This window comes from Gluconacetobacter johannae, from assembly GCF_014174305.1.
GTDB lineage: Bacteria > Pseudomonadota > Alphaproteobacteria > Acetobacterales > Acetobacteraceae > Gluconacetobacter > Gluconacetobacter johannae.
In genome coordinates this window covers 52599-75848 of record NZ_JABEQH010000014.1, presented here as the reverse complement: position 1 = coordinate 75848, position 23250 = coordinate 52599, and the positions used below count along the sequence as shown (strand labels likewise).

General features: G+C 71.2%; 23 protein-coding genes. 18 read left to right on the top strand and 5 right to left on the bottom strand.

Going from position 1 to position 23250, the window contains the following annotated elements; translation table 11 throughout:
* Window positions 1-50 precede the first annotated feature (50 nt).
* Window positions 51-482 carry an OsmC family peroxiredoxin gene (locus HLH21_RS11300; RefSeq protein ID WP_182943863.1) on the top strand — a complete coding sequence of 144 codons (432 nt, stop codon included), beginning with the start codon at window positions 51-53 and terminating at the stop codon, window positions 480-482.
* Here HLH21_RS11300 and aroC read toward each other — a convergent pair.
* Both aroC and fabI read right to left on the bottom strand, forming a co-directional pair.
* The gene (gene aroC, locus HLH21_RS11295) at window positions 454-1557 is read right to left on the bottom strand and encodes a chorismate synthase (protein ID WP_182943862.1); all 1104 of its coding nucleotides are present in this window, start codon (window positions 1555-1557) and stop codon (window positions 454-456) included. The two genes, HLH21_RS11300 and aroC, sit on opposite strands and share 29 nt — an antisense overlap.
* Window positions 1558-1581: 24 nt before the next feature.
* A complete protein-coding gene (fabI, locus tag HLH21_RS11290) occupies window positions 1582-2421 on the bottom strand; it encodes an enoyl-ACP reductase FabI (protein WP_182943861.1) in 840 nt (279 codons plus the stop codon).
* Window positions 2422-2592: 171 nt separating this feature from the next.
* Between fabI and pdxH the strand changes: the two genes are divergently transcribed.
* The 15 genes from pdxH (at window position 2593) to HLH21_RS11215 (ending at window position 17768) form a co-directional block, all read left to right on the top strand.
* Window positions 2593-3192, top strand: coding sequence for a pyridoxamine 5'-phosphate oxidase (gene pdxH / locus HLH21_RS11285; RefSeq protein ID WP_182943860.1), 600 nt, complete (start codon window positions 2593-2595; stop codon window positions 3190-3192).
* Window positions 3193-3246: 54 nt separating this feature from the next.
* Window positions 3247-4131 (top strand): universal stress protein, encoded by an 885-nt coding sequence (locus HLH21_RS11280; RefSeq protein ID WP_182943894.1) that lies wholly within the window; start codon window positions 3247-3249, stop codon window positions 4129-4131.
* 167 nt (window positions 4132-4298) lie between these two features.
* A complete protein-coding gene (locus HLH21_RS11275; protein ID WP_182943859.1) occupies window positions 4299-4982 on the top strand; it encodes a phosphoadenylyl-sulfate reductase in 684 nt (227 codons plus the stop codon).
* Window positions 4983-5027: 45 nt separating this feature from the next.
* Window positions 5028-5822: a sulfate adenylyltransferase subunit CysD gene (cysD, locus tag HLH21_RS11270; RefSeq protein ID WP_182943858.1), complete on the top strand. Its 795-nt coding sequence runs from the start codon at window positions 5028-5030 to the stop codon at window positions 5820-5822.
* Between the two features lie 25 nt (window positions 5823-5847).
* Window positions 5848-7731, top strand: coding sequence for an adenylyl-sulfate kinase (cysC, locus tag HLH21_RS11265; RefSeq protein ID WP_182943857.1), 1884 nt, complete (start codon window positions 5848-5850; stop codon window positions 7729-7731).
* An 88-nt stretch (window positions 7732-7819) separates the two neighbouring features.
* Window positions 7820-8674, top strand: coding sequence for a sulfate ABC transporter permease subunit CysT (gene cysT / locus HLH21_RS11260; RefSeq protein WP_182943893.1), 855 nt, complete (start codon window positions 7820-7822; stop codon window positions 8672-8674).
* On the top strand, window positions 8671-9489 hold the full coding sequence (cysW, locus tag HLH21_RS11255) for a sulfate ABC transporter permease subunit CysW (RefSeq protein WP_182943856.1): 819 nt from the start codon (window positions 8671-8673) through the stop codon (window positions 9487-9489). The genes cysT and cysW overlap by 4 nt, the downstream gene beginning before the upstream one ends.
* Window positions 9486-10580: a sulfate/molybdate ABC transporter ATP-binding protein gene (locus HLH21_RS11250; RefSeq protein WP_182943855.1), complete on the top strand. Its 1095-nt coding sequence runs from the start codon at window positions 9486-9488 to the stop codon at window positions 10578-10580. Before cysW ends, HLH21_RS11250 begins: the two co-directional genes overlap by 4 nt.
* 132 nt (window positions 10581-10712) lie before the next feature.
* Complete coding sequence (locus HLH21_RS11245) at window positions 10713-11051, top strand: DUF2849 domain-containing protein (RefSeq protein ID WP_182943854.1); 339 nt, start codon at window positions 10713-10715, stop codon at window positions 11049-11051.
* A complete protein-coding gene (locus HLH21_RS11240; protein ID WP_182943853.1) occupies window positions 11041-12738 on the top strand; it encodes a nitrite/sulfite reductase in 1698 nt (565 codons plus the stop codon). Before HLH21_RS11245 ends, HLH21_RS11240 begins: the two co-directional genes overlap by 11 nt.
* Window positions 12725-13216, top strand: a complete 492-nt coding sequence (locus HLH21_RS11235) for a DUF934 domain-containing protein (RefSeq protein ID WP_182943852.1) — start codon at window positions 12725-12727, stop codon at window positions 13214-13216. The genes HLH21_RS11240 and HLH21_RS11235 overlap by 14 nt, the downstream gene beginning before the upstream one ends.
* A gap of 105 nt (window positions 13217-13321) precedes the next feature.
* Window positions 13322-15283, top strand: coding sequence for a glycosyltransferase N-terminal domain-containing protein (locus tag HLH21_RS11230; protein ID WP_182943851.1), 1962 nt, complete (start codon window positions 13322-13324; stop codon window positions 15281-15283).
* Window positions 15283-16266 (top strand): tetraacyldisaccharide 4'-kinase, encoded by a 984-nt coding sequence (lpxK, locus tag HLH21_RS11225; RefSeq protein WP_182943850.1) that lies wholly within the window; start codon window positions 15283-15285, stop codon window positions 16264-16266. The genes HLH21_RS11230 and lpxK overlap by 1 nt, the downstream gene beginning before the upstream one ends.
* Window positions 16263-17195 carry a lysophospholipid acyltransferase family protein gene (locus tag HLH21_RS11220; protein WP_182943849.1) on the top strand — a complete coding sequence of 311 codons (933 nt, stop codon included), beginning with the start codon at window positions 16263-16265 and terminating at the stop codon, window positions 17193-17195. Before lpxK ends, HLH21_RS11220 begins: the two co-directional genes overlap by 4 nt.
* A gap of 219 nt (window positions 17196-17414) precedes the next feature.
* The gene (locus HLH21_RS11215) at window positions 17415-17768 is read left to right on the top strand and encodes a hypothetical protein (RefSeq protein WP_182943848.1); all 354 of its coding nucleotides are present in this window, start codon (window positions 17415-17417) and stop codon (window positions 17766-17768) included.
* Window positions 17769-17798: 30 nt separating this feature from the next.
* On the opposite strand, the gene HLH21_RS11210 is transcribed toward HLH21_RS11215, so the two are convergent.
* A complete protein-coding gene (locus tag HLH21_RS11210; protein ID WP_246379618.1) occupies window positions 17799-19154 on the bottom strand; it encodes a penicillin-binding protein activator in 1356 nt (451 codons plus the stop codon).
* 47 nt (window positions 19155-19201) lie between these two features.
* Here HLH21_RS11210 and rsmI point away from each other — a divergent pair, with 47 nt between their 5' ends.
* Entirely contained in the window at window positions 19202-20215 is a 1014-nt protein-coding gene (gene rsmI, locus HLH21_RS11205) for a 16S rRNA (cytidine(1402)-2'-O)-methyltransferase (protein ID WP_182943847.1), read from the top strand.
* Here the strand turns inward: rsmI and HLH21_RS11200 are convergent.
* Window positions 20209-20883, bottom strand: coding sequence for a LolA family protein (locus tag HLH21_RS11200; protein WP_182943846.1), 675 nt, complete (start codon window positions 20881-20883; stop codon window positions 20209-20211). The two genes, rsmI and HLH21_RS11200, sit on opposite strands and share 7 nt — an antisense overlap.
* A gap of 110 nt (window positions 20884-20993) precedes the next feature.
* Complete coding sequence (locus HLH21_RS11195) at window positions 20994-21677, bottom strand: pyridoxamine 5'-phosphate oxidase family protein (RefSeq protein ID WP_182943845.1); 684 nt, start codon at window positions 21675-21677, stop codon at window positions 20994-20996.
* A gap of 111 nt (window positions 21678-21788) precedes the next feature.
* Between HLH21_RS11195 and pdxR the strand changes: the two genes are divergently transcribed.
* Window positions 21789-23240, top strand: a complete 1452-nt coding sequence (gene pdxR / locus HLH21_RS11190) for a MocR-like pyridoxine biosynthesis transcription factor PdxR (RefSeq protein ID WP_264811957.1) — start codon at window positions 21789-21791, stop codon at window positions 23238-23240.
* The last annotated feature ends 10 nt before the right edge of the window (window positions 23241-23250 follow it).

Here is a 23250-nt window from a genome sequence, read left to right as displayed (position 1 = left end):
GACCCTGCCGGCCCCAAGCGGGCCCGGCACATGCAGGAGGAAACCGACCCATGACCATCACGAAATTCGGCACTGCCCACTGGCAAGGCGGCCTGAAGGACGGCAAGGGCACCGTCTCCACCCAGAGCGGCGCGCTGTCGGCGCTGCCCTACGGGTTCAACACGCGCTTCGAAGGCGTCGCGGGCACCAACCCCGAGGAACTGGTGGGCGCGGCGCACGCGGCCTGCTTCGCCATGGCGCTGTCAGGCGTGCTGGGCGGGGCCGGCCTGACGGCGACGGCGCTGGACGCGAAATCGGTCATCTCGCTGGAAAAGCAGCCCGACGGCTTCGCGGTGACGGCGGCCCACCTGACCCTGACCGCCACCATCCCCGGCGCGACCGAGGATCAGTTCCAGGACCTGGCCGCCAAGGCCAAGGCCGGCTGCCCGATCTCGAAGCTGCTGAACGCCCCCATCACGCTGGAGGCGACACTGACGGCCTGACATCCCCGCCGACCTGCGCCCGGTGGCGCAGCAGGTGATCGGCCAGCACGCAGGCCATCATCGCCTCGCCCACCGGAACCGCGCGAATGCCCACGCAGGGGTCGTGCCGCCCCCGGGTCGCGACCTCGACATTCTCGCCCGCGCGCGTCACCGAGGCGACGGGCGTCAGGATCGAACTGGTCGGCTTGACCGCGAAGCGCGCGACGACCGGCTGCCCGGTCGAAATCCCGCCCAGGATGCCGCCCGCGTGGTTCGAGGCGAAGGTCAGGCGGCCGTCTTCCATCCGCATCGGGTCGGCGTTGTCCTCGCCGGTCAGGGCGGCGGCGGCGAAGCCCTCGCCGATCTCGACGCCCTTGACCGCGTTGATGCTCATCAACGCCATCGCCAGGTCGGAATCGAGCTTGCCGTAAATCGGCGCGCCCAGCCCCGGCGGCACGCCCTCGGCCACGATTTCGATCACCGCGCCGACCGACGACCCGGCCTTACGCACCGCGCCCAGATACTCCTCCCAGACCGGCACCATCTCCGGGTCGGGGCAGAAGAACGGGTTGGCCTCCACGGCGTCCCAGTCCCAGCGGGCGCGATCGACGCGGTGCGGGCCGACCTGCGTCAGGGCGCCGCGGATACGCACCCCCCCGCCCAGCACCTGCCGCGCCACCGCGCCCGCCGCCACCCGCATCGCGGTCTCCCGCGCCGACGACCGGCCGCCGCCGCGATAGTCGCGGATGCCGTATTTCAGGTCGTAGGTGACGTCGGCGTGGCCGGGGCGATAGCGCTCGGCGATGTCGCCGTAATCGCGCGACCGCTGATCGGTATTGTGGATCAGCAGCGCGATCGGGGTGCCGGTCGTCCGGCCCTCGAACACGCCCGACAGGATCTCGACCGCGTCGGGCTCCTGGCGCTGGGTGGTGTATTTCGACTGGCCGGGACGCCGCCGGTCCAGCCACGGCTGGATGTCGGCCGCCGACAGCGCCAGGCGTGGCGGGCAGCCATCGACGACGCAGCCGATCGCCGGCCCGTGGCTCTCGCCCCAGGTCGTGACCCGGAACAGATGGCCGAAACTATTGTGCGACATGACCCGGCATCCCCCTCGTGGCCGTCAGTCGCCCGAGACGGTGATGTCGGGCGCCGTCGGGTTCTTCATCCCCACGATATTATAGCCGGAATCGACGTGATGGATCTCGCCGGTGACGCCCCCCGACAGGTCGGACAGCATGTACAGGCCGGCGCCGCCGACCTCCTCCAGCGACACGTTGCGCTCCAGCGGAGCATTGTACTGGTTCCATTTCAGGATATAGCGGAAATCGCCGATCCCGTTGGCCGCCAGCGTCATGATCGGGCCGGCGGAAATGCCGTTCACGCGAATCCCGTCGCGCCCCAGGTCGGCCGCCATGTAGCGTACCGAGGCCTCCAGCGCCGCTTTCGCCACGCCCATCACATTATAATGCGGCATGACGCGCTCGGCCCCCAGATAGGACAGGGTCAGCAGCGACCCGCCCGACGTCATCAGGCGCGCCGCCCGGCGCGCGACGGCGGTGAAGGAATAGCACGAGATATCCAGCGCCGTCAGGAACGCATCGCGCGGGGTATCGACATAGCGGCCGCGCAGATACTGCTTGTCGGCCCAGCCGATGGCATGGACCAGGAAATCCAGCTTTCCCCACTGCGCCTCGATCTCGGCGAAGGTCGCGTCCATCGCGGCGTCGTCGCCCACGTCGCAGGGCAGCACCAGCGTCGAGCCCACGCGCTCGGCCAGCGGACGGACACGCTTGCCCAGGGCCTCGCCCTGATAGGTGAAGGCCAGTTCGCCGCCCTGCGCCGCCACCGCGCTGGCAATGCCCCAGGCGATCGACCGATCGTTGGCGACGCCCATGACAAGGCCCCGCTTGCCCTTCATCAGCGTGCCGGTGGCCGGGACTTTGGACGTGCCGTCTGACATGATAGGATCCTTGGTCTTGAAGTGGCATGATCGGATTGGGGTCGTGGTTGCACAAGCCGGCGCGTGGGACAAGATCCGGGGTACGGGGACGTCCCTGCTTTAACCGCCCGCGTGGCGCGCCGGCCATGACGCCGCGCGACGCCAGCCGCAGAAACTGGACGGAATGACGGAATGACTGCCGCGCTGATCGACCTGGGGGCAGACCCCTTCACCCTGTTCGCCGCCTGGATGCGCGAGGCCGAGGCGCACGAACCCATTGACCCCAACGCCATGGCGCTGGCCACCGCCACGCCCGACGGACGCCCCTCGGTGCGGATGATCCTGCTGAAGGGCGCCGACACGCGGGGCTTCGTCTTCTATACCAACCTGGAAAGCCGCAAGGCCGGCGAATTGCTGGAAAACCCGCAGGCCGCCCTGCTGTTCCACTGGAAAAGCCTGCGCCGCCAGATCCGGATCGAAGGCCCGGTCGAACCCGTGACCGACGCCGAGGCCGACGCCTATTTCGCCAGCCGCTCGCGCATCTCGCGCCTGGGGGCCATCGCCTCCGACCAGTCGCGGCCTCTGCCCGACCGCGCGATCTTCGAGCACCGCCTGGCGGAACTGGAGGATCGCTATCCCGATGAAACGATTCCCCGGCCGGCGAACTGGTCGGGGTTCCGGCTGGTCCCCGATGCCATCGAATTCTGGCAGGATCGCCCGCACCGCCTGCACGACCGCGCCGTCTGGCGCCGGGCCGGCACGACATGGGAGACAACGCGACTCTATCCCTAAGTCCCGCGGGCGCCGCCCCGCCCCGACGTTCCTACGAAGCTGGAGATGAAACAATTGAAGAACATACAAAAAGTCCTGCTGCCGCTGAACGGAACGTCCAATGCCGAGGCCGCCCTGGCCACCGGCCTGCTGTTCGCCCGGCAGTTCGGCGGACATATCGCCGCCCTGCATGTCCGGGCCGACAGCCGCGACGTCGCCCCCCTGGCGGGCGAGGGCCTGTCGGGCGCGATGGTCGAGGAAATGATGTCCGCCGCCGAGCGCGAGGGCGCCCGCCGCGCGCTTGCGGTGCGCGAGATATTCGACCATTTCACCGCCGCTAACGGCGTGACCGTCACCGGCCCCATTCCGCCCTTCCACGGCAATCCGGTCGGCACCGCCACCGCCAGCTTCGTCACCATGACGGGGCGCGAGCACGAGGTCGTCACCTACCGCGCCCGCCTGTCCGACGTCACCGTCGTCCCGCATCCCGATTCCGGCGAGGAGGTCTCGTCGTCCGAAACGCTGCACGCCATCCTGTTCGATAGCGGCCGCCCGGTGGTCATCGCCCCGCGCCGCGCCCCCACCAGCGCCGGCCGGCGGATCTGCGTCGCCTGGAACGGCACATCCGAGGCGACGGCGGCGCTGCATCATATCCTGCCCTGGGTGGCCGAGGCCGATGCGGTGCGAATCCTCTATTCCGGCGACTACCAGCGCCGGGGCCCCGAGGCCCGCCACGCGGCGGAGTACCTGGCCATCCATGGGGTGGACGCCGACGTGGTGGAATTCAGCAACCCCGACGAAACGGTGGGCGCCAGCCTGCTGGCCGCCTGCCGCGCGTTCAGCGCCGACATGCTGGCGATGGGGGCCTATTCCCATTCCCGCCTGCGCCAGCTGATCCTGGGCGGGGTGACGCGCCACGTCCTGGAAAATGCCGAACTGCCGGTGTTGATGAGTCGATAATACGCCAGGCCGGCCGATTCGACGGACTCCGATCCTTCCGGCATGGATGGTATGATTATTACCACGATCTCATGATGTATATTCCGCTTGAATCTCCTCCGGAGAAGGACTACATCGGCCTCAAAGCACGATAACTTTTCGTGCAATGAGGAATGTGAACCCTGACCGTGCGTATAGACCCGTCGATCCTGACCGCGATCCACGATGCCGGCGACACGGCGCAGTCCGTCCTGCGGGCCGTGCTGACCGGCGGGCTGCGCGGGCGCGTCGCCACCGTGTCGTCCTTCGGGTCGGAATCGGCGGTGCTGCTGGCGATGGTGGCGGATGTCGACCCGGCGACGCCGGTTCTGTTCCTCGACACCGAACAGCATTTCCCCGAAACGCTGGCCTATCGCGACCAGCTGGTCGCGCATCTGGGCCTGTCGGACGTACGCAGCATCCGGCCGGCGGCCCGGCAGATCCGCGACCGCGATCCGGACGGCCAGCTCTGGGCCTTCGACCCCGACGCCTGCTGCGCCCTGCGGAAGGTCGAACCGCTGGACGAGGCCGTCATCCCGTTCGACGCGTGGCTGACCGGCCGCAAGCGGTCGCAGGCCGCGACCCGCGCCGCCCTGCCCGTCATCGAGCAGGTGGCTGACGGCCGGATCAAGATCAACCCGCTGGCCAGCTGGACCCCGGCCGAACTGGACGCGGAAATGACGCGCCGTGGCCTGCCGCGCCATCCGTTGAGCCTGCGGGGCTATCCGTCGATCGGCTGCGCGCCGTGCACGCGCCCGGTGGCCGAGAGCGAGGACCCCCGCGCCGGACGCTGGGCGGGCCTGTCCAAGACCGAATGCGGCATCCACGCCTGACCTGTCCGCCCCCGTCATTCATCATTCTCGAAAGAAGCCCCCGTCATGGACGATCTCGACCAGCTTGAAGCCCAGAGCATCTACATCCTGCGCGAGGCGTACCGGAACCTGAAGCCGCTGGCGATGCTGTGGTCGCTGGGCAAGGATTCCAACGTCATGCTCTGGCTGGCGCGCAAGGCCTTCCTGGGCCGCGTGCCGTTCCCGGTGATGCATGTCGATACCGGCAAGAAATTCCCCGAGATGTACCGTTTCCGCGACGAATATGTGCGTAAATGGGGCCTGGACCTGCTGCTGGGCGACTGCCCCCCGGTCGAGGAGATCGACCCGACGCTGCCGCCGGCCGCCCGGTCCGCCGCGCGCAAGACCGCCGGGCTGGCCACGATGATCGAGAAATACAGCCTGGAAGGCGTGATCGCCGGCATCCGCCGCGACGAGCAGGCGACCCGCGCCAAGGAGCGCGTGTTCAGCCCGCGCGGCTCCAGCCACAAATGGGACGTACGCAACCAGCCCCCGGAATTCTGGGACCAGTACGCCACCCCGCATGAGGAGGGCGTGCATATCCGCGTCCATCCCCTGCTGTCGTGGCGCGAGATCGACATCTGGCGCTATATCGAGCGCGAGGGCATTCCGCTGGTCGATCTGTATTTCTCGAAGAACGGCCTGCGCTACCGCTCGCTGGGCGACCAGGACATCACCAGCCCGATCGAAAGCAACGCCTCGACCGTCGCCGAGGTGATCGCGGAATTGCAGACCACCCGCACGTCCGAGCGCGCCGGCCGCGCGATGGACCATGAATCCGAGGATGCGTTCGAGCGTCTTCGCGTCGCTGGCTATCTCTGACCCACGGACGGACCGGAACATCACCATGAGCAACGTCCCCGCCGCCGCCCGTCAGGAAGCGGCCACCCCCATCGTCATCGTCGGCCATGTCGACCACGGCAAGTCGACCCTGATCGGCCGCCTGCTGCACGATACCGACAACCTGCCCGAGGGCCGGGTCGCCCAGATCGTCGAATCCAGCAAGAAGCGCGGCCTGAAGGTCGAATGGAGCTTCCTGCTCGACAGCCTGCAGATCGAGCGTGACCAGGGCGTCACCGTCGATTCCACGCGCATCCCCTTCCACCTGGGCGACCGCCAGTTCGTGATCGTCGATGCGCCGGGCCACCGGCAGTTCCTGCGTAACATGATTACCGGCGCGGCCGACGCCGAGGCCGCGGTGCTGGTGGTCGATGCGGCCGAGGGCGCGCAGGAACAGACGCGCCGCCACGCGATGCTGCTGCGCCTGATCGGCATCCGCCACGTCATCGTCCTGATGAACAAGGTGGACCTGCTGGAGTACGACCAGGCCCGCGTCGCCGAGACCGAGCGCGCGGTCGCCGCCCTGCTGAAGCAGCTGGAGATCGAGGTCAGCCTGTTCGTCCCGGCCTCGGCGCGCGAAGGCGACAATATCGCCAGCCGTTCGCCGCACATGGGCTGGTACCAGGGCCCGACCCTGACCGAGGCGCTGGCCCTGGTGCCCGCGCCGTCGGGCCGCGCCGACCTGCCGCTGCGCCTGCCGGTGCAGGACGTCTACCGTTTCGACAGCAAGCGCGTCGTCGTCGGCCGGATCGAACGCGGGCGCGTGAAGGTGGGCGACAGCCTGGTGATCGGCACGCACGGCACGGTGGCGCGGGTCGCGTCGATCGAAAGCTGGCACACCGCCCCGCAGATTTCCGCCGTCGCCGGACAGTCGGTGGCGATCACGCTGGAACCCGACGTCATCCCCGATCGCGGCGACCTGCTGCACCAGCCCGGCGAGGCGCCGGTGCGCGCCGCGCGCATCCGCTCGCGCCTGTTCTGGCTGCGGCAGGAGCCGCTGCGCGTCGGCGAGAGCTTCCGCCTGCGCCTGGGCACCGCCGAGCATCAGGTGACGGTGGCGTCGATCGATTCCGTCGTCCGGCTGGACGACCTGACCGAACATGCCGCCGACCACGTTCCGCCCGAAGGTTTCGCCGAAATCACGCTGGCGGCGTCGGAAAGCATCCTGTTCGACCCGTTCGCCCCCGGCACCACCGACGGGCGCGGCGTGCTGGTCGACCGTCACCAGCGCATCGTCGGCGGCGCGCCGCTGATCGGCCCGGCGGCCATCGCCAGCGGCACCAAGGCCATCCACCCGACCGGCAGCACCGTGTCGCTGTGGGACCGGGCGCAGGCGCGCGGCCATCGCGGCGGCGTCTTCTGGATGACCGGCCTGCCCGGCGCGGGCAAGAGCACGATCGCCCGCGCGGCCGAATCGCGCCTGTTCGCCCAGGGCATCGACGTGTCGGTCCTGGATGGCGACACGCTGCGCGCGGGTCTGTGCGCCGACCTCGGCTTCTCCGAGGAAGATCGCACCGAAAACGTGCGCCGCGCCGCCACCGTGGCGCGCATCCTGGCCGAAACCGGGCAGGTGGTGCTGGTCGCGCTGATCTCGCCCCGCGCCGCCGACCGCGACCTGGCCCGCCGGATCGTGGGCGACGATTTCCAGGAAATCTTCGTGGACGCCGACCAGGCGGTCTGCGAGGCGCGCGACCCCAAGGGCCTGTATGCCGCCGCCCGCGCCGGGCGGATCAGCGGCTTCACCGGCATCGACGCCCCCTACGAGGCGCCCGCCAATCCGGACCTGCGCCTGGCGACCGGCCAGGACAGCGTCCAGGACGTGGCCGGCCGCCTGGCGTCGCACATCACCGGTGCGGTCGTCCTGGGCGACCAGTCCCGCCAGCGGTCCTGAGCATCCGCTTGGGCCGCCGCCACGCCGCCGATCGCACGGTAACACGGTGAGCAGCGGCCCCGTGCCTTCCGCCGCCCGCCTGCCCGGGCTGTGGCCCCGTCCGCGCGCCCGCGCCCGGCGTGACGCGCTGCCGGGGCTGCGCCTGGCGCTGGGGGCGACCCTCCTGTGGGTCGGGCTGCTGGTGGCGCTGCCGCTGCTGGCCCTGGCGATCCGCCCGTGGCAGGACGGCGCGGCGCCGATGCTGGCCGCCCTGCACGACCGGCGGATGCTGGCGGCGCTGGAACTCAGCTTCGGCAGCGCCGCGCTGGCGGCGCTGGTCAACCTGCCGCTGGGGCTTCTGCTGGCCTGGTCGCTGACCCGGACCCGGCTGCCCGGCCGCCGGGCGGTCGACGCCCTGATCGACCTGCCGTTCGCCCTGCCCACCGCCGTGACCGGCATCACGCTGGCCACGCTCTATGGCCCGCATGGCTGGCTGGGGGCGCCGCTGGCGAAACTGGGCATCCGCGTCGCCTTCACGCCGCTGGGCATCATGCTGGCGCTGGCGTTCGTGGGCCTGCCGTTCGTCGTCCGCACGCTGGAACCGGTGCTGCGCGACCTGCCGTCGGAACTGGAGGACGCGGCCACGATGCTGGGCGCGCATCGCCGCCAGATCGTGACGCGCGTGCTGCTGCCGCCCCTGCTGCCGGCGCTGGCCACCGGCTTCGGCCTGGCCTTCGCCCGCGGCATCGGGGAATACGGCTCGGTCATCTTCATCGCCGGCAACCAGCCCTTCCACAGCGAGATCGCGCCGCTGCTGGTGGTCATCCGCCTGCAGGAATTCGATTATGCCGGCGCGACCTCGGTCGGGTTCATCATGCTGCTGGCGGCCTTCCTGTCGCTGGCCGTGATCTCGGCCCTGCGGCGGCGGCTGTCGCGCGGCCTGGGCGGGGGCGAGGCGGCATGAGCCGAATCCTGCTGGGGCTTGCGACCTACGCCATCGTGGCTGTCGTGCTGCTGCTGCCGCCGACGCTGGTCTTCGTCGAGGCCCTGCGACAGGGCCTGCCGACGGCGCTGGCCACCTTGTCCGACCCCGACGCGCGGGCGGCGATCCGGCTGACGCTGGAGATGACTGCGCTGTCGGTCGTCGTGAATACCGCATTCGGCATCCTCGCCGCGTGGGCGCTGGCCAAGTTCAGCTTTCCCGGGCGCGGCGTGCTGCTGGTGCTGATCGAACTGCCGCTGAGCGTCTCGCCGGTCGTGGCGGGGCTGGTGTGGCTGCTGCTGTTCGGCAGCCAGGGCTGGTGGGGCGAGGCGCTGGCGCGGCACGGCATCACCATCGCCTTCGCGACCCCGGGCATCCTGCTGGCCACGATCTTCGTGACTTTTCCCTATGTCGCGCGGACTCTGCTGCCGCTGATGCAGCGCCAGGGGCGCGACGCCGAGGAGGCCGCCCTGCTGCTGGGGGCCGGTTTCTGGCAGATCCTGTGGCGCGTCACCCTGCCCGGCGCGCGCTGGGCGCTGCTGTCGGGCATTCTGCTGACCACCGCCCGGGCGATGGGCGAATTCGGCGCGGTCTCGGTCATTTCGGGTCATATCCCCGGCCTGACGGAGACCATGCCCCTGCATATCGAGACATTGTACAACGGCTACCAGACGATCGCGGCCTTCGCCATGGCGGCCCTGCTGGCCCTGATGGCCATGACCACCGTCGCCCTGCGCAGCATTCTGGAACGACTGGCCGACAAGGCCGGAACCAACAAGGCGGGGGACTGGGCATGAGCCTGCATGTGACGGACATCGTGCGGCATGTCGCAGGCCGCGAGCGCCCGATCCTGGACGGCGTGTCGCTGGATATCGGCGACGGCGAGTTCGTGGCCCTGGTCGGCCCTTCCGGGGCAGGCAAGAGTTCGCTGCTGCGCGTGGTCGCGGGGCTGGATTTCCACCAGGGCGGCGCGATCAGCCTGGACGGCACGCCCATGGAGGGCCGGCCGGCGCGCGAGCGGCATATCGGCTTCGTCTTCCAGAACTACGCCCTGTTCCCGCACATGACGGTCGCCGGCAACATCGCCTTCGGCCTGCGGATCCTGCCGCGCCGGCAGCGTCCCGCGCGGGCCGAGATCGCACGGCGGGTCGCGGAACTGCTGGAGCTGATGCACCTGCCGGGGATGGAGGGCGCCTATCCCGCGCAATTGTCGGGCGGCCAGCGGCAGCGCGTGGCGCTGGCCCGCGCGCTGGCCACCCAGCCGCGCCTGCTGCTGCTGGACGAACCGTTCGGCGCGCTGGACCCGATGGTCCGCAAGTCGATCCGCACCTGGCTGCGCGGCGTGCATGACCGGCTGGGCCTGACCACCATCCTGGTCACCCATGACCAGCACGAGGCCATGGACATCGCCGACCGGCTGGCGGTCATGCAGGACGGGCGCATCGTGCAGGCGGCGTCGGCGCCGGCGCTGGAACGCGACCCCGCGACCCCCTTCGTCATGCAGTTCCTGGGCGAAAGCCTGGCGTTCGAGGGCGTGGTCCGCCGGGGCCGCATGGTCCCCGACGATGGCGACGTCCTGCCCTTCCCGACCGAGGCGCCCGACGGACGGGCCACCGCGATGATCCGCCCCTACGACGTCGCGCTGCGGCCCGGCATGGGCCAGGCGCGGGCCGTCCTGGACCACACGCGCGGCGGCTACGCCCATCTGGACATCGCCATCGGCGAACGCCATGTCACGATCATGCGGCCGGCGGACGAAAGCGAGTACGGGGCGCAGGCGCGCTACGGGGTCGATATCTCGGCGGCGCGACTGTTCCGCGACGGGCGGTCGCTGCTCCACGGCGTGGCGGCCTGCGACACCGATGCAGGCGCCAGCCGGGTGGCATGAACGCCCGCGCGCCCGCCGGACGGGAATGGACCATTATACATTTTATTATTGTGCATTAACCTTGTGCATACCCAATTAATCCCCTAATGACCCGGTGAAACAGGATTCCCGGCCGACAGAGGACAAATCAGAGTGGATGTCAGGAACAACCGCCGCCAGGCGGGCGGGTCGAGCGTCGTGACCGCCAACCGGCTGCTGGACGGACGGATCGTCTGGCTGGCCGAGGATGGCGCCTGGTCCGGACGCATCGACGCCGCCCGAATCTTTTCCAATGACGGGATCGAGGCCGTGATCGACGCCACCGCGCGGCGGCAGCAGGCCGACGGCGTCGTCGGCGTCTACGGCGTGCAGATCAGCGACGACAGCACGACGCCCGTGCCGGTCACGGTGCGCGAGCGCATCCGCGCCTTCGGCCCCACCGTCCACCCGGAATTCGCCACCCTGACCGAGGTCCCCTCCGATGTCCGCTGAGACCCTCGCCACCCCCGACACCGCCCCGGTCGGGCATTACGCCTATGACCAGGTGGACCGCGCCTTCCTGCACGACCGGGTCGAACAGTTCCGCGACCAGGTGGCCCGCCGCCTGTCCGGCGCCCTGTCCGAGGACGAGTTCAAGCCGCTGCGCCTCATGAATGGGCTGTACCTGCAATTGCATGCCTACATGCTGCGGGTCGCCATTCCGTACGGCATCCTCGATTCCCGCCAGATGCGCGAACTGGCGCATATCGCGCGGACCTACGACCGTGACTACGGCCATTTCACCACCCGCCAGAACATCCAGTTCAACTGGATCCGCCTGGAAGACACGCCCGACATCCTGGCGCGCCTGGCGGCGGTGGACATGCACGCCATCCAGACCAGCGGCAACTGCATCCGCAACGTCACCTGCGACCAGTTCGCCGGCGCGGCAGTCGACGAATTGCTCGACCCGCGCGTGCATGCCGAAATCCTGCGGCAATGGTCCACGCTGCATCCGGAATTCTCCTTCCTGCCGCGCAAGTTCAAGATCGCGATCAGCGGCAGCCCCCACGACCGCGTGGCGGCGCGCTTCCACGATATCGGGCTGGTGGCCAAGCCCGGACGCCACGGGACGGTCTTCGACGTCTTCGTCGGCGGCGGCATGGGCCGCACCCCGATCGTCGGCGTGCATCTGCGCGACAACCTGCCGGAAGAAGACCTGCTGGCGTATCTGGAGGCGATGGTCCGCGTCTATAACGAGTACGGACGCCGCGACAACATCTACAAGGCGCGCATCAAGATCCTGGTGCAGGCGCTGGGCGCCGAAGCCTATCGCGAGAAGGTCGATGCCGAATTCGCGGCGATGGACCGCGCCCGCTATCGCCTGCCGCCCGAAACGGTGGCCGCCATCCGCGCCCGCTTCGGCACGCCGGTGCTGGACGCCCCGTCCGACGCCGCCGACCGCCTGGCCGAGGCACGGCGCGCCGATGCGGCCTTCGACCGCTGGGTCCGCACCAACACCCATCCGCATCGGGCGGCGGGCTATATCTCGGCCGTCATCTCGCTCAAGCCCGACGGGGGCATTCCCGGCGACGCCACCTCGGCGCAGCTCGACACCATCGCCGACCTGGCGGAGCGTTTCTCGTTCGGCGAGATCCGCATCAGCCACATGCAGAACGTCGTCCTGGGCCATGTCCGCCAGGACCAGTTGCATGCGCTGTGGCGGGAACTGGGCGGCGCGGGGCTGGCCAGCGCCAATATCGGGCTGATCGGCGACATCATCGCCTGCCCGGGGCTGGATTACTGTTCGCTGGCGAATGCGCGTTCGATCCCGATCGCGCAGAAGCTCAGCGCCCGGTTCGCCAACCCCGCCCTGCAGGAACGCATCGGCGACCTGCAGATCAAGATCTCGGGCTGCATCAACGCCTGCGGCCATCACCATGCCGGGCATATCGGCATCCTGGGGGTGGACAAGAAAGGCGAGGAATTCTTCCAGCTGACGCTGGGCGGTTCGGCCGGCAACGACGCCGCCATCGGCCAGATCCTGGGTCCGGCCCTGCCCGAGGACGCGACGGTGGACGCGATCGCCCATCTGGTCGATGCCTATCTGGTCCACCGCACCGAGGGGGAACGCTTCCTCGACACCTATCGGCGGCTCGGCGCCGCGCTGTTCAAGGATGCCGTCTATGCCCTTGCTTGAAAATGGCCGCCTCGTCGAAGATTTCTGGACCACCATCGGCGACGACGCGCCCCTGCCGCCGACCGGCCCGGTGATCGTGCCGCTGGAACGGCTGGAAGACGGGCTGGCCCGCCCCGCCGGCGAGAAGCTGGGCGTCGCCCTGCCGCCCGATGCCGAGGTCGCTGTGCTGCGCGCGGCCCTGCCGCGCCTGGCGCTGGTCGGCGTCACCTTCCCGACCTTCCGCGACGGACGCGCCTTCAGCCAGGCGCGGGCCCTGCGCGAACATCTGGATTTTGCCGGCGAGATCCGCGTCACCGGGCGGCCGCTGCCCGACCAGTACGAATTCCTGCTGCGCTGCGGCGCCTCGACCGTCCAGTTGCCCGACGGCGCGGACCCGGCCGTATGGGCGCGGGCGCATGAACGCTTCACCACGGCCTACCAGCCATCGGTCCGCGACGAGCGCGCCGAAGGGTTCGGGCTGCGACGCTTCCTGGCCTGAACCGGCGGGGACCGGCCTGGGGACGCGCGCCGTCCCCTTCCGCCCGCCGGTCGCCCATGCTACCGCCAGACGCATGACACGCAGCTTCCCCGTCCGGGGCCGGACATGCTGAAACGCCTGCTGGCAGGCGGGCGGGGCCGTACCCTGGCCATCGGGGCGCTGCGGTCCTATCTGGTGCTGGCGCTACGCACCACACGCTGGACGTTCGACATCCACCCCGACGCCCTGCCGGTGCTGACGCCCCGCGACGGGCGGTCCGCGCTGGTCGCCTTCTGGCATGAAACGCTGGTCCTGACCCCCGCCCTGTGGTGGTGGGCCGCACGGCGCGACCCGTCGCTGCGTATGCATGTCCTGGTCAGCCGCAACCGCGACGGGCGGATGATCGCCGACATCGTCGCCCCCTGGGGGGTGGACGTCATCGCCGGATCCACGGATCGCAGGAACAAGGACAAGGGCGGCGCCGCGGCCCTGCGCGGCCTGCTGGGCCAGTTGGGCGACGGCAGCCTGATCGCCGTCACCCCCGACGGGCCGCGCGGTCCGCGCCGCCACGCCCAGCAGGGGGTCGCGGGCCTGGCCCTGCTGTCCGGCGCGCCGGTCGTGCCGGTGGGGGCGTGGTGCCGGTCCTGGCGCCTGGGCACCTGGGATCGGATGCTGATTCCGCTGCCGTTCGGACGCGGGCGGGTGGTCTGCGGCGCGCCGGTCATGCCGGCGCGCGGCGACCGGGCGGCGGCGGCACGCCGGATCGGCGACGCCATCGACGCCGCGACCGAAGCCGCCTGCCCCCCGCCCGCCGGCGGCCTGTCGCGCCTGTGGGCGCTGCTGGCCACCCTGATCGCGCCGGGCCTGATCCTGCTGCTGCGGCGCCGGCTGGCGCGCGGCAAGGAACGGCCCGGCCGCCTGCGCGAACGCATGGGCCTGACCGCGCGCGCCCGCCCCGCCGGCCGGCTGGTCTGGCTGCACGCCGCCAGCGTGGGCGAGAGCCTGTCGATCCTGCCGGTGATCGACCGCATGATGGCGCGCGACCCGGCGCTGCATGTGCTGCTGACGACGGCGACGGTCAACGCCGCCGACCTGCTGGACCGCCGCCTGGCCGGCGCGGCATGGGGCGGACGGGTCATCCACCAGTTCGTGCCGCTGGACGTGCCGCGCTGGATCGGCCGGTTCCTGCGCCACTGGCGCCCCGACGCCGCGGCCCTGACGGAAAGCGAGCTGTGGCCCAACCTGATCGAAGCCTGTCACCGCAGCGGCGTCCCGATCGCCCTGATGAACGCCCGCCTGTCCGACCGCTCGCGTGACGGCTGGCGCAGGATGCCGGGGCTGGCGCGGCGCATGCTGTCGCGCTTCGGCTGGATCGCCGCGCGCTCGGCCGAGGACGCCGCCCGGCTGCGCGCGCTGGGCGCCACGCGGGTGGACGTTCCGGGCGATTTGAAGGAGGCCGCCGCCCCGCTTCCGGCCGACCCGGCGCAACTGGCCGGCATCGTGGACGCCATCGCCGGCCGCCCCGTCTGGCTGGCCGCCTCCACCCATGACGGGGAGGAAGACCTGATCGCCCAGGCCGACCGGCTGATCCGCGCACGCCACCCCGACCTGCTGACCGTGATCGTCCCCCGCCACCCCGAACGCGGCGCGGCGATCGCGGCATGCCTGGAGACACCCCCCGTCCCCCGCCGCGCACTGAGTGCGATCCCCTGCCCGGCCGACCGGTTCTGGATCTGCGACACGCTGGGCGAGCTGGGCCTGTTCTACCGGGCGGTGCCGATCGTCTTCATCGGCAACAGCCTTCCCGGTCCGGGGCGGGGCGGCGGCCATAACCCGATGGAACCGGCCCGGCTGGGCGCGGCCCTGGCGTCGGGCCCGCTGACGGACAATTTCACCGAGGCCTTCGCCCGGCTGGGCGATGCCGTCGCCATCGTCGCCGATCCCGCCGCCCTGGCGGAGTGGGTGGACGGCCTGCTGTCCGACCCCGCGCGCCTGGCGCAGGCCCGTCGCCACGCCGCCCCCGTCGCCGGCGATCCCGACCTGCCGGACCGTATGGCCGCGCGCCTGCTGACCCTGGCGGGGGGCTGATGCACCCGCCCCGCTTCTGGTCCGACCCCGACGGCGGCCCGATCGCCCGCCTGCTGGCGCCGGCCGCGGCACTTTATGCGCTGGGCACCGCCCGGCGGGTGCGGCGGCCGGGATGGCGTGCGCCGGTCCCGGTCCTGTGCTGCGGCAACCTGACGGCCGGCGGCGCGGGCAAGACGACCCTGGCGCTCGATCTGGGACGCCGGCTGGTCGCGCGGGGGCGCAGGGTGCATTTCCTGACGCGCGGCTATGGTGGGCGGGTACGCGGCCCGGTACGGGTCGATCCGGCCCGCCACGCCGCCGACGCCGTGGGGGACGAGGCCCTGCTACTGGCCCGCGTGGCCCCCTGCATTGTCGCCGCCGACCGCGCGGCCGGCGCGCGCGCCGCCATCGCGGCCGGGGCCGACTGCCTGGTCATGGATGACGGTTTCCAGAATCCCGGCCTGTGTCAGGACATGCCGCTGCTGGTCATCGACGGGGCCAGCGGGTTCGGCAATGGCCGCGTCCTGCCCGCCGGCCCGCTGCGCGAACCAGTGGCGGCCGGCGCAGCCCGCGCCCGCGCCGCCGTCCTGGTCGGGGACGACCTGACCGGGGCGTCGGCAGCCCTGCCCGAGAGGCTGCCGGTCCTGCGCGCGCAACTGGACATGGACGATGCCGGGGCGCTGCTGGACGGACGGACGGCCATCGCCTTCGCCGGCATCGGACGGCCGGACAAGTTCTTCGACGGCCTGCGCCGGCAGGGCGTGCCCCTTGCCGCCTGCCTGCCCTTCCCCGACCATCACCCCTATCGCGACCACGACCTGCGCCGCCTGGGCGACGCCGCCCGCGCGCACGACGCCATTCTCCTGACCACGCCCAAGGATGCCGTCCGCCTGCCTGTGGCTTTCAGGCCACAGGTCCGGACCGTGGATGTCCGGCTGGCCTGGACCGATCCGGCCGCCCCCGACCGGCTTCTCGATCTCTGGCTGGAGGAGACGCCACGATGACCGATAGCGGCGATAGCGGCCCGCGCGTCACCATGCTCATGCGGCTCGAAGCCCTGGCGGCCCGGGGGGCGCTGGCGCTGCTGCGCCGCCTGGGGCCGGTCCGGGCGTCCGATGTCGGCGGGGCGATCAGCCGCGCGATCGGCCCGCGCCTGCCGGTCTCGCGGGTGGCCGACGCCAACCTGCGCCTCGCCCTGCCGGGGCTGGACCGGGCCGAACGGCGCGCCGTCATTCGCGACGTATGGGACAATCTGGGCCGCACGGTCGGCGAACTCCCCCATCTGTCCCGCCTGCCGCGCGACCCGGCCCACGGCCCCGGATGGGACGTGACGGGGGCCGAGCATCTGGCCGCCCAGGTGGCGCGCGGGGGGGCCGCGATCTTCGTCTCGGGCCATATCGGCAACTGGGAAATGCTGCCGCCGGCCGTGGCGCATCATGGCCTGCCGTTCGCATCTTTCTATCGTGCAGCAGCAAATCCCCTGATCGACCGGATGATCCGCACCCTGCGCGACGAGGCGATGGAACATTCCGTGCCGCTGTTCGCCAAGGGCGCGCGCGGGGCGCGGGGCGCCTTGGCCCACGTCGCCCGCGGGGGGCGGCTGGGCATGCTGGTGGACCAGAAGATGAATGACGGAATCGAGGCCCGGCTGTTCGGCCAGCCCGCGATGACCGCGCCGGCCCTGGCCGCCATGGCGCTGCGCTATCGCTGCCCTGTCATCCCCGGCTATGTCGAACGCCTGGGCCCCGCCCGCCTGCGTATCCATGTCGAGCCGCCGCTGCCCCTGCCCGACACCGGGGACCGCCAGGCCGATGTCCTGGCCCTGACGCAAGCCGTCAACGACCGGCTGGAAAGCTGGATCCGCACCCATCCGGGAAGCTGGCTCTGGCTCCATCGCCGGTGGCCCAAGACCCTGTTCGAGACGCGCGCCTGACGGTTGGCAAGTCCAGTTTCTGACAATTCCTGAGCAGTTGCACCGTTGCGTGCTCAACATTAAGGCTAATGCGTAACAGAGCATTGTTTTTTTGCCACATCGGCAAAGTTCTGCCTGTTTGTGCGGCGCTGGCGCACAGATTCAATTTGGCAAGGCCGTCCGACGCGCATTAGCGTTCCATCACGCCCCCACCGCGAGGACATTCAGATGGCCATGGCAATGAACCGGAAGGTTGACACCCCGTCTCCGACCAGCTCCTGCAACGTGATTCCCCTGCGTCTGAGTTTCCTGCCCCGGCATCGGGAATATCTGATGCGGTGGCTGGATGCCGGCGCCTGCATGGGGCTGTGCGACGTCGATGTCGCCGCCCGGTCGGATGACGGCCTGATCGAACACGTGCTGGTCTGGGTCCGCGAAAACGCCGATCCCGCCTATCTGGTGCGGCCCGAAGGCATGAACTGGGTCCTGATCGACCATCTGCGCGACCATCGCCTGGGCGCGTTCAAAAGCTTCGAGGCCGCGCTGTACGCCATTCGCCCGGTCCTGGCCTGCGGGGCGACGGCGGCGGCCTGACCGCCCCCGCCCGATCGGCCCCCCGGCCGATCAGCTCTGGCTTCCGTCCCGCGCCAGACGCCCCGCCGCCGGGACGACGATCCGTCCACCGCCGCCGGGCTGGATCTGGAAAATCGCCATATCCCGTCGCGTCCGGCCATCCGGCGTCAGGCCGAACACCCCATCCACCCCTGAAAATCCGTCGGGCCGCGTCAGGGCTTCGACCGTGTAGCCGTTCGGCTGACCCTCGGTCCGGGCGCGATCCAGCGCGCCGACCAGCGCCGCGGAATCATAGGACAGGTCGGCCAGCGGCGTCGGCATGTGGTGGTAGCGCGCCATGAAGATCTGGATGAAGCGCTGGCGGCTGGCCGGGTCGGGCGCGGCATACCATGCCCCCTGCAACCGGCCGAGCTTTCCGGCAAACACTCCCCACAATTCCGATCCCAGCAGCCGAACCTGCGGCGGGCCGGCCGGCGACCCCGCAGCCGGTGCCGCCCCCGCCGGGGCCCCGGTCACCTGCACCGTATTCAGCGCGTCGATCACCATCCCCAGTTGCAGCCCGGTATCGGCCAGCAACAGGGCGTCGAACGGCGGCGGGCCCAACCGGGGCGGCGGCGGGGCGGCGGCCGGGGCCGCCGTGCCGGCGGGCACGGCCGGTACCGCGCCCGCCAACGGATCGACCGCCGCCGCGTCGGGCGCCGTCGCGGCCTGCGCGGCGTCCTGGACGGCGGCAAGCCGGCTGTCATAATCCGACAGGGTCTTCAGCCCCTGCGTGATGCTGGCCTGGCTGGTGGTGTGATAGATGACCACGGGCGTCGGCAATCCCTGGGCCGCGCAGACCTGCGTCAAAGCCGTGCCCATCGCCCGGCCCAGCGCATTGTCGGGCAGGAACGCCGCGAAATGCTGCCGTCCCTCGGCACGGGCGGCGGCGACCAGACGCGTCACCTGCTGTTCCGGCGCAATCCCCAGCACCCACACACCCGGCCGCCCCAGCGAGACATCGCTGGTATAGGCCAGCAGCGGCACCGAAGCCGACGCCGCCACCGTGGCCGCCTGGGCGGTGTCGCCGGCGGTCAGCGGCCCCAGTATCACGCCGTCACCGGCCGCCACCGCCGCCTGCGCGGCAGCGCCCGCCCCGCCCGGCGCCGCCGTGTCGCGCACATCCAGCGGCGGCGCGGCGGGGCTGTCCAGCGCCAGGCGCGTGGCGGCCAGCATTTCCTGTCCCAGACGGGCGTTCGGGCCGCCCAGCGGCAGCAGCACGCCCACCGTGCGCCCCGGCGGCACCGGTGCGCCGATGGGGGGCGGGGCGACCGGCCCGACGATCGCGGGCCCCGACGGCGACGGACCGGCACAGGCCGCAAGCCCCGCCAGCGAGGCCGCCATCAGCAGGCCGGCCCTGCCGGACATGCCGCGAACGGTTGCATCTGCCCCGCGTTTCTGCGACCGGAGTCCACATGTCCGATTCATCTTCCTCGTCCCTGCCTTTCCGCTCCATGCCGGACGGAGACCCGTCCGCGATGCCCTCTTCCCACAGCGACGCGGGACAGGACAGTCATGCCCCTGACGATTTCGACGCCGCAGACGCGCCCGCCCCTGCCGGCGGCGGCCTGTCCCTGGTGTCCACGCCCATCGGCAACCTGGGTGACCTGAGCGACCGGGCCGTCGCGACCCTGTCGGCCGCCGACCTGGTCCTGTGCGAAGACACGCGCGTGACCGCCCGGCTGCTGGCGTCGCGCGCGATCGCGGCCCGGACCGAACCGCTGCACGACCATAACGAGCAGCAGCGGATTCCGGCGCTGATCGACATGCTGGAACGCGGGCGGCGCATCGCCATCGTGTCCGACGCCGGCACGCCCCTGCTGTCCGACCCCGGCTTCCGGCTGGTGCGGGCGGCTATCGCGGCGAACATCCCCGTCACCGCCGTGCCGGGCCCCAATGCCGCCGTCACCGCCCTGACCCTGTCGGGCCTGCCGCCGCACCCGTTCCTGTTCTCGGGCTTCCTTCCCCCGCGCGAGGCCGCGCGGCGCGAAAATCTGATTACACTGCGCGCCGCCGAACAGGCCGGCCTGTCCGCGACCCTGATCTGGCACGAGGCCCCACACCGGCTGGCGGGGATGTTGGCCGACCTGGCCGACATCTTCGGCGCCGACCGTCCCGCCGCCGTGGCGCGGGAACTGACCAAACGGTTCGAGGAAGTGCGGCGCGGCCCCGTCGGCACGCTGGCGGCCTGGTACGACCAGACGCGCGCGCGGGGCGAAATCACGGTGCTGCTGGGGCCGCCCGGCGCCGACGATCGCGGGGCGGATGACCTGGACAGCCGCCTGCGCGCGGCCCTGGCCACATTGTCGGTCAAGGACGCGGCGGCGCTGGTGGCCGGGGCGGTCAACCTGCCCAAGCGCACGGTCTATGCCCGCGCGCTGGAACTGGCCCGCGAGGAAGGGCAGCCCGGGGACCCGCACGGTTACTGATCGCCGATATCCGTATCGAACAGGCTGTCGGGCTGCGGCCCCCCGCCCAGACGGACATTGAACAGGTCCACGCGGGTTTCCTGTCCCTGGGCATCGACGACGCTCCAGGAGCGCAGGGCCAGCGGATTGTCATGAAACACCAGTGTCAGGCTCCCGTCCCCTGGCGACGCGGTCCGCGCCAGCGTGACCTGCACCAGCCCGTTGGCGTGCGTGAAACCGGTAACGGTCACATCGCCTGAGAGTTGCAGGTCGGGCCGCAGCAGCAGCCCCAGCGGGGTCTTGTCCAGCGGTATCGTCGTGGTCTGGCCAAGCTGGCTGTCGTTGAAGACCACCTGGCCATGGTTGGCCACCAGCAGCAGCGGGCTCGGCTTGTCGTATTCGAAGCGCATCCGCCCCGGCCGGTTGAGCCACGCGGTGCCCGTCGTCCGCTTCCCGTCGGGGGCCAGTTGCTGGAACTGGGCCTCCAGCGTCGTGATGCCGTTCAGATAGGCCTGGACCCTCTGCACCCAGGCCCGATCCGCCGGCGACAGGGACAGCGCGGCCGCCGTCTGCGCCCGGGCGGCGGGCATGGATACCGGACAGGCCACCGCCGCGGCCCCGGCCAGCAGGCAGGCCGCAAGCCGCGCGGGCAAGGGAAACCGTTCTGAAAGACGAGAGGGTCGCGTCATGGGATCCGATCGGGCACAGGCGGGCCGCCGGCGGGCGCCGGGCCTGTCTTCGTTGCCCGATCATTCCGGCAAGATCAAGGCGTTCCGGACCCGACGCCCCCCGCGACGTTTCAGCGCAGCCTGCCCGACGCCACCAGCGCCGCCAGCCCCGGCGGCAGGTCGATCCCCGGCGGCAGTTCCGGCGCCCCCTGCGGCGCGTCCAGCACCGTATGCATCGGCAGCACCCCGGCCCAGACCGGCACCTCGGCCTCGGCGGCGTCGCCGGGCGGGCCACCGCGCGTCTTGGCGCTGGCCTCCTCGATGTCCATCCACAGCACGGCGGTCGCCTTCAGCTCCTGCGCCGTCATCGGACGCAGCGTGTCCCACCGGCCGGGGAACAGATCCTCGACCATGTCGCGCAGGGCGCCGGCAACCGCCTCGTCGCCCTCCAGCCGCCGGGCGGTGCCGAAGACCATCGCCGAGCGGTAATTGACCGAATGGCTGAACGCCGACCGCGCCATCACATAGCCATCCATCAGCGTGCAGGTCAGGCAGACCCGCGCGCCCTCGGCCGCGCGCAGGAAACGGCTGGCCGCCGACCCGTGCCAGTAGACGCGATTCCCCACCCGCCAATGCAGGGTCGGCGTCACATAGGGCGCGCCGTCGATGACGTAGCCCACATGGCACACCGGCGTCGCATCCAGGATGGCATGGACGTCGGCGTGGGCGTAGCTGCCCCGCTCATGCGCCCGGCGGACCCGGTTGCGTTCGGTGACGGGATAGAGATCCGGCTGCGGGGAAGCGGGATCGGACATCGTGGGGGCTCCTGCCTGTTGCATCGTCATGCTGCCATGTAAAACGGTCTGCCGGTAACGACCGCCTGGGCGATTTCGACCAGACCAGTTTAAAGGAAAGGCCCGTTCTCCGTGGCACGCGACACGATCCGCACACCCGCCGCATGGCTGGTGCTGGACCGGCAGGCCGGCGCGCTGGAGGCGCAGATCCATCGCACGATCCGCGACCGGATCCTGGGCGGCCAGTTCGCGGCGGGCGACCGCCTGCCGTCCAGCCGGGCGCTGGCCGTGGCGCTGGGCGTCGCGCGATCGACCGTCGTGCAGGCCTACGAACGTTTGCGCGCCGAAGGCTTCCTCGCGGCACGCGGCGGGTCGGCCACACGCATCGCCGCCCTGCCGTCCCCGCCGCCGCACGGGCGCGCGCCCACGGCCGCAATCCCCCCGCCGGCTCCATCTTCCCTGCCGAACAGCTCGGCGTCGGGCGCGTTCCAGCCCGGCCTGCCGGACCTGACGTCCTTCCCCCATGCCGCCTGGGCGCGCTGCCTGGGCGCGCGGGCCCGGTCGGGCCGGACGGTCGATCTGGGCTACGGCCCCGCGGCCGGGGCGGCCGAACTGCGCGCCGCCATCCTGTCCCACGTCGCGGCCACGCGCGGCGTCGTCGCGACGGCGGACCGGGTTGTCATCGTGCCCTCGACCCGCATGGCCATCGACGTGATCGCCCGCGTCGTCCTGACCCCCGACCAGCCGGGCGGCGACGTCGCCTGGGTCGAGGACCCCGGCTATCCCGCATCCCACGCCCTGCTGCGCGCGGCGGGCGCGCGGCTGGTCCCGGTCGCGTGCGACGCGCACGGCATGGATGTCGCCAGGGCGGACGGCCCGCCGCCGCGCCTGATTTCCGTAACGCCATCGCATCATTATCCGACCGGCGCCACCATGACCCTGCAACGCCGGCTGGCGGTGCTGGCCGCGGCGCAGGCCAGCGGGGCGGTGATCCTCGAGGACGATTACGACAGCGAATTCCAGTACGGATCACGCCCCATCGCCGCCTTGCAGGGCATCGACCGGACGGAATCCGTGGCCTATCTGGGCACGTTTTCAAAAACCCTGGCGCCGGGGCTGCACGTCGCCTACGCCATCCTGCCGGCCTGGCTGGCGCCACGGGTCGCCGATGCGCTGCGGATGCGCGGCGCGTCGGTCCCGGTCCATGTCCAGGTCGCGCTGGCGGATTTCGTGACTGACGGGCACCTGCGGGCGCATGTGCGCCGGATGGGCGCAATGTATGCCCAACGGATGGCCGCCACCGTCGCCGCGCTGCGCCGGCATTGCGGCGACATCCTGACCCCCGGCGCCGGCGAAGGCGGCCTTCAGCTTGCGGCATGGTTCACCGACCCGGCGATGGACGACCGCGCCGTCGTCCGCGCGCTCAATGCACGCGGGCTGGCGATCCTCCCCCTGTCGGAATTCCATCTGGGCCCCGCGCGCCCAGGGCTGCTGCTGGGCATCGCACGCGCAACGGCCGACGACGCCGACCGCGCGGCACGGCAGATCCGCGCGGCGGCACGCCTCGGGGCGCCGCCGCCCTGAAAACGCGGTT

Coding starts and splice junctions, on each gene's coding strand:
- lpxK (WP_182943850.1), top strand. CDS start 15,283: ATGCACCCGCCCCGCTTCTGGTCCGACCCCGACGGCGGCCCGATCGCC.
- HLH21_RS11250 (WP_182943855.1), top strand. CDS start 9,486: ATGAGCCTGCATGTGACGGACATCGTGCGGCATGTCGCAGGCCGCGAG.
- HLH21_RS11220 (WP_182943849.1), top strand. CDS start 16,263: ATGACCGATAGCGGCGATAGCGGCCCGCGCGTCACCATGCTCATGCGG.
- rsmI (WP_182943847.1), top strand. CDS start 19,202: ATGTCCGATTCATCTTCCTCGTCCCTGCCTTTCCGCTCCATGCCGGAC.
- pdxH (WP_182943860.1), top strand. CDS start 2,593: ATGACTGCCGCGCTGATCGACCTGGGGGCAGACCCCTTCACCCTGTTC.
- cysW (WP_182943856.1), top strand. CDS start 8,671: ATGAGCCGAATCCTGCTGGGGCTTGCGACCTACGCCATCGTGGCTGTC.
- HLH21_RS11200 (WP_182943846.1), bottom strand. CDS start 20,883: ATGACGCGACCCTCTCGTCTTTCAGAACGGTTTCCCTTGCCCGCGCGG.
- fabI (WP_182943861.1), bottom strand. CDS start 2,421: ATGTCAGACGGCACGTCCAAAGTCCCGGCCACCGGCACGCTGATGAAG.
- aroC (WP_182943862.1), bottom strand. CDS start 1,557: ATGTCGCACAATAGTTTCGGCCATCTGTTCCGGGTCACGACCTGGGGC.
- cysC (WP_182943857.1), top strand. CDS start 5,848: ATGAGCAACGTCCCCGCCGCCGCCCGTCAGGAAGCGGCCACCCCCATC.
- HLH21_RS11235 (WP_182943852.1), top strand. CDS start 12,725: ATGCCCTTGCTTGAAAATGGCCGCCTCGTCGAAGATTTCTGGACCACC.
- HLH21_RS11230 (WP_182943851.1), top strand. CDS start 13,322: ATGCTGAAACGCCTGCTGGCAGGCGGGCGGGGCCGTACCCTGGCCATC.
- HLH21_RS11215 (WP_182943848.1), top strand. CDS start 17,415: ATGAACCGGAAGGTTGACACCCCGTCTCCGACCAGCTCCTGCAACGTG.
- HLH21_RS11300 (WP_182943863.1), top strand. CDS start 51: ATGACCATCACGAAATTCGGCACTGCCCACTGGCAAGGCGGCCTGAAG.
- HLH21_RS11195 (WP_182943845.1), bottom strand. CDS start 21,677: ATGTCCGATCCCGCTTCCCCGCAGCCGGATCTCTATCCCGTCACCGAA.
- cysD (WP_182943858.1), top strand. CDS start 5,028: ATGGACGATCTCGACCAGCTTGAAGCCCAGAGCATCTACATCCTGCGC.
- HLH21_RS11210 (WP_246379618.1), bottom strand. CDS start 19,154: ATGTCCGGCAGGGCCGGCCTGCTGATGGCGGCCTCGCTGGCGGGGCTT.
- HLH21_RS11240 (WP_182943853.1), top strand. CDS start 11,041: ATGTCCGCTGAGACCCTCGCCACCCCCGACACCGCCCCGGTCGGGCAT.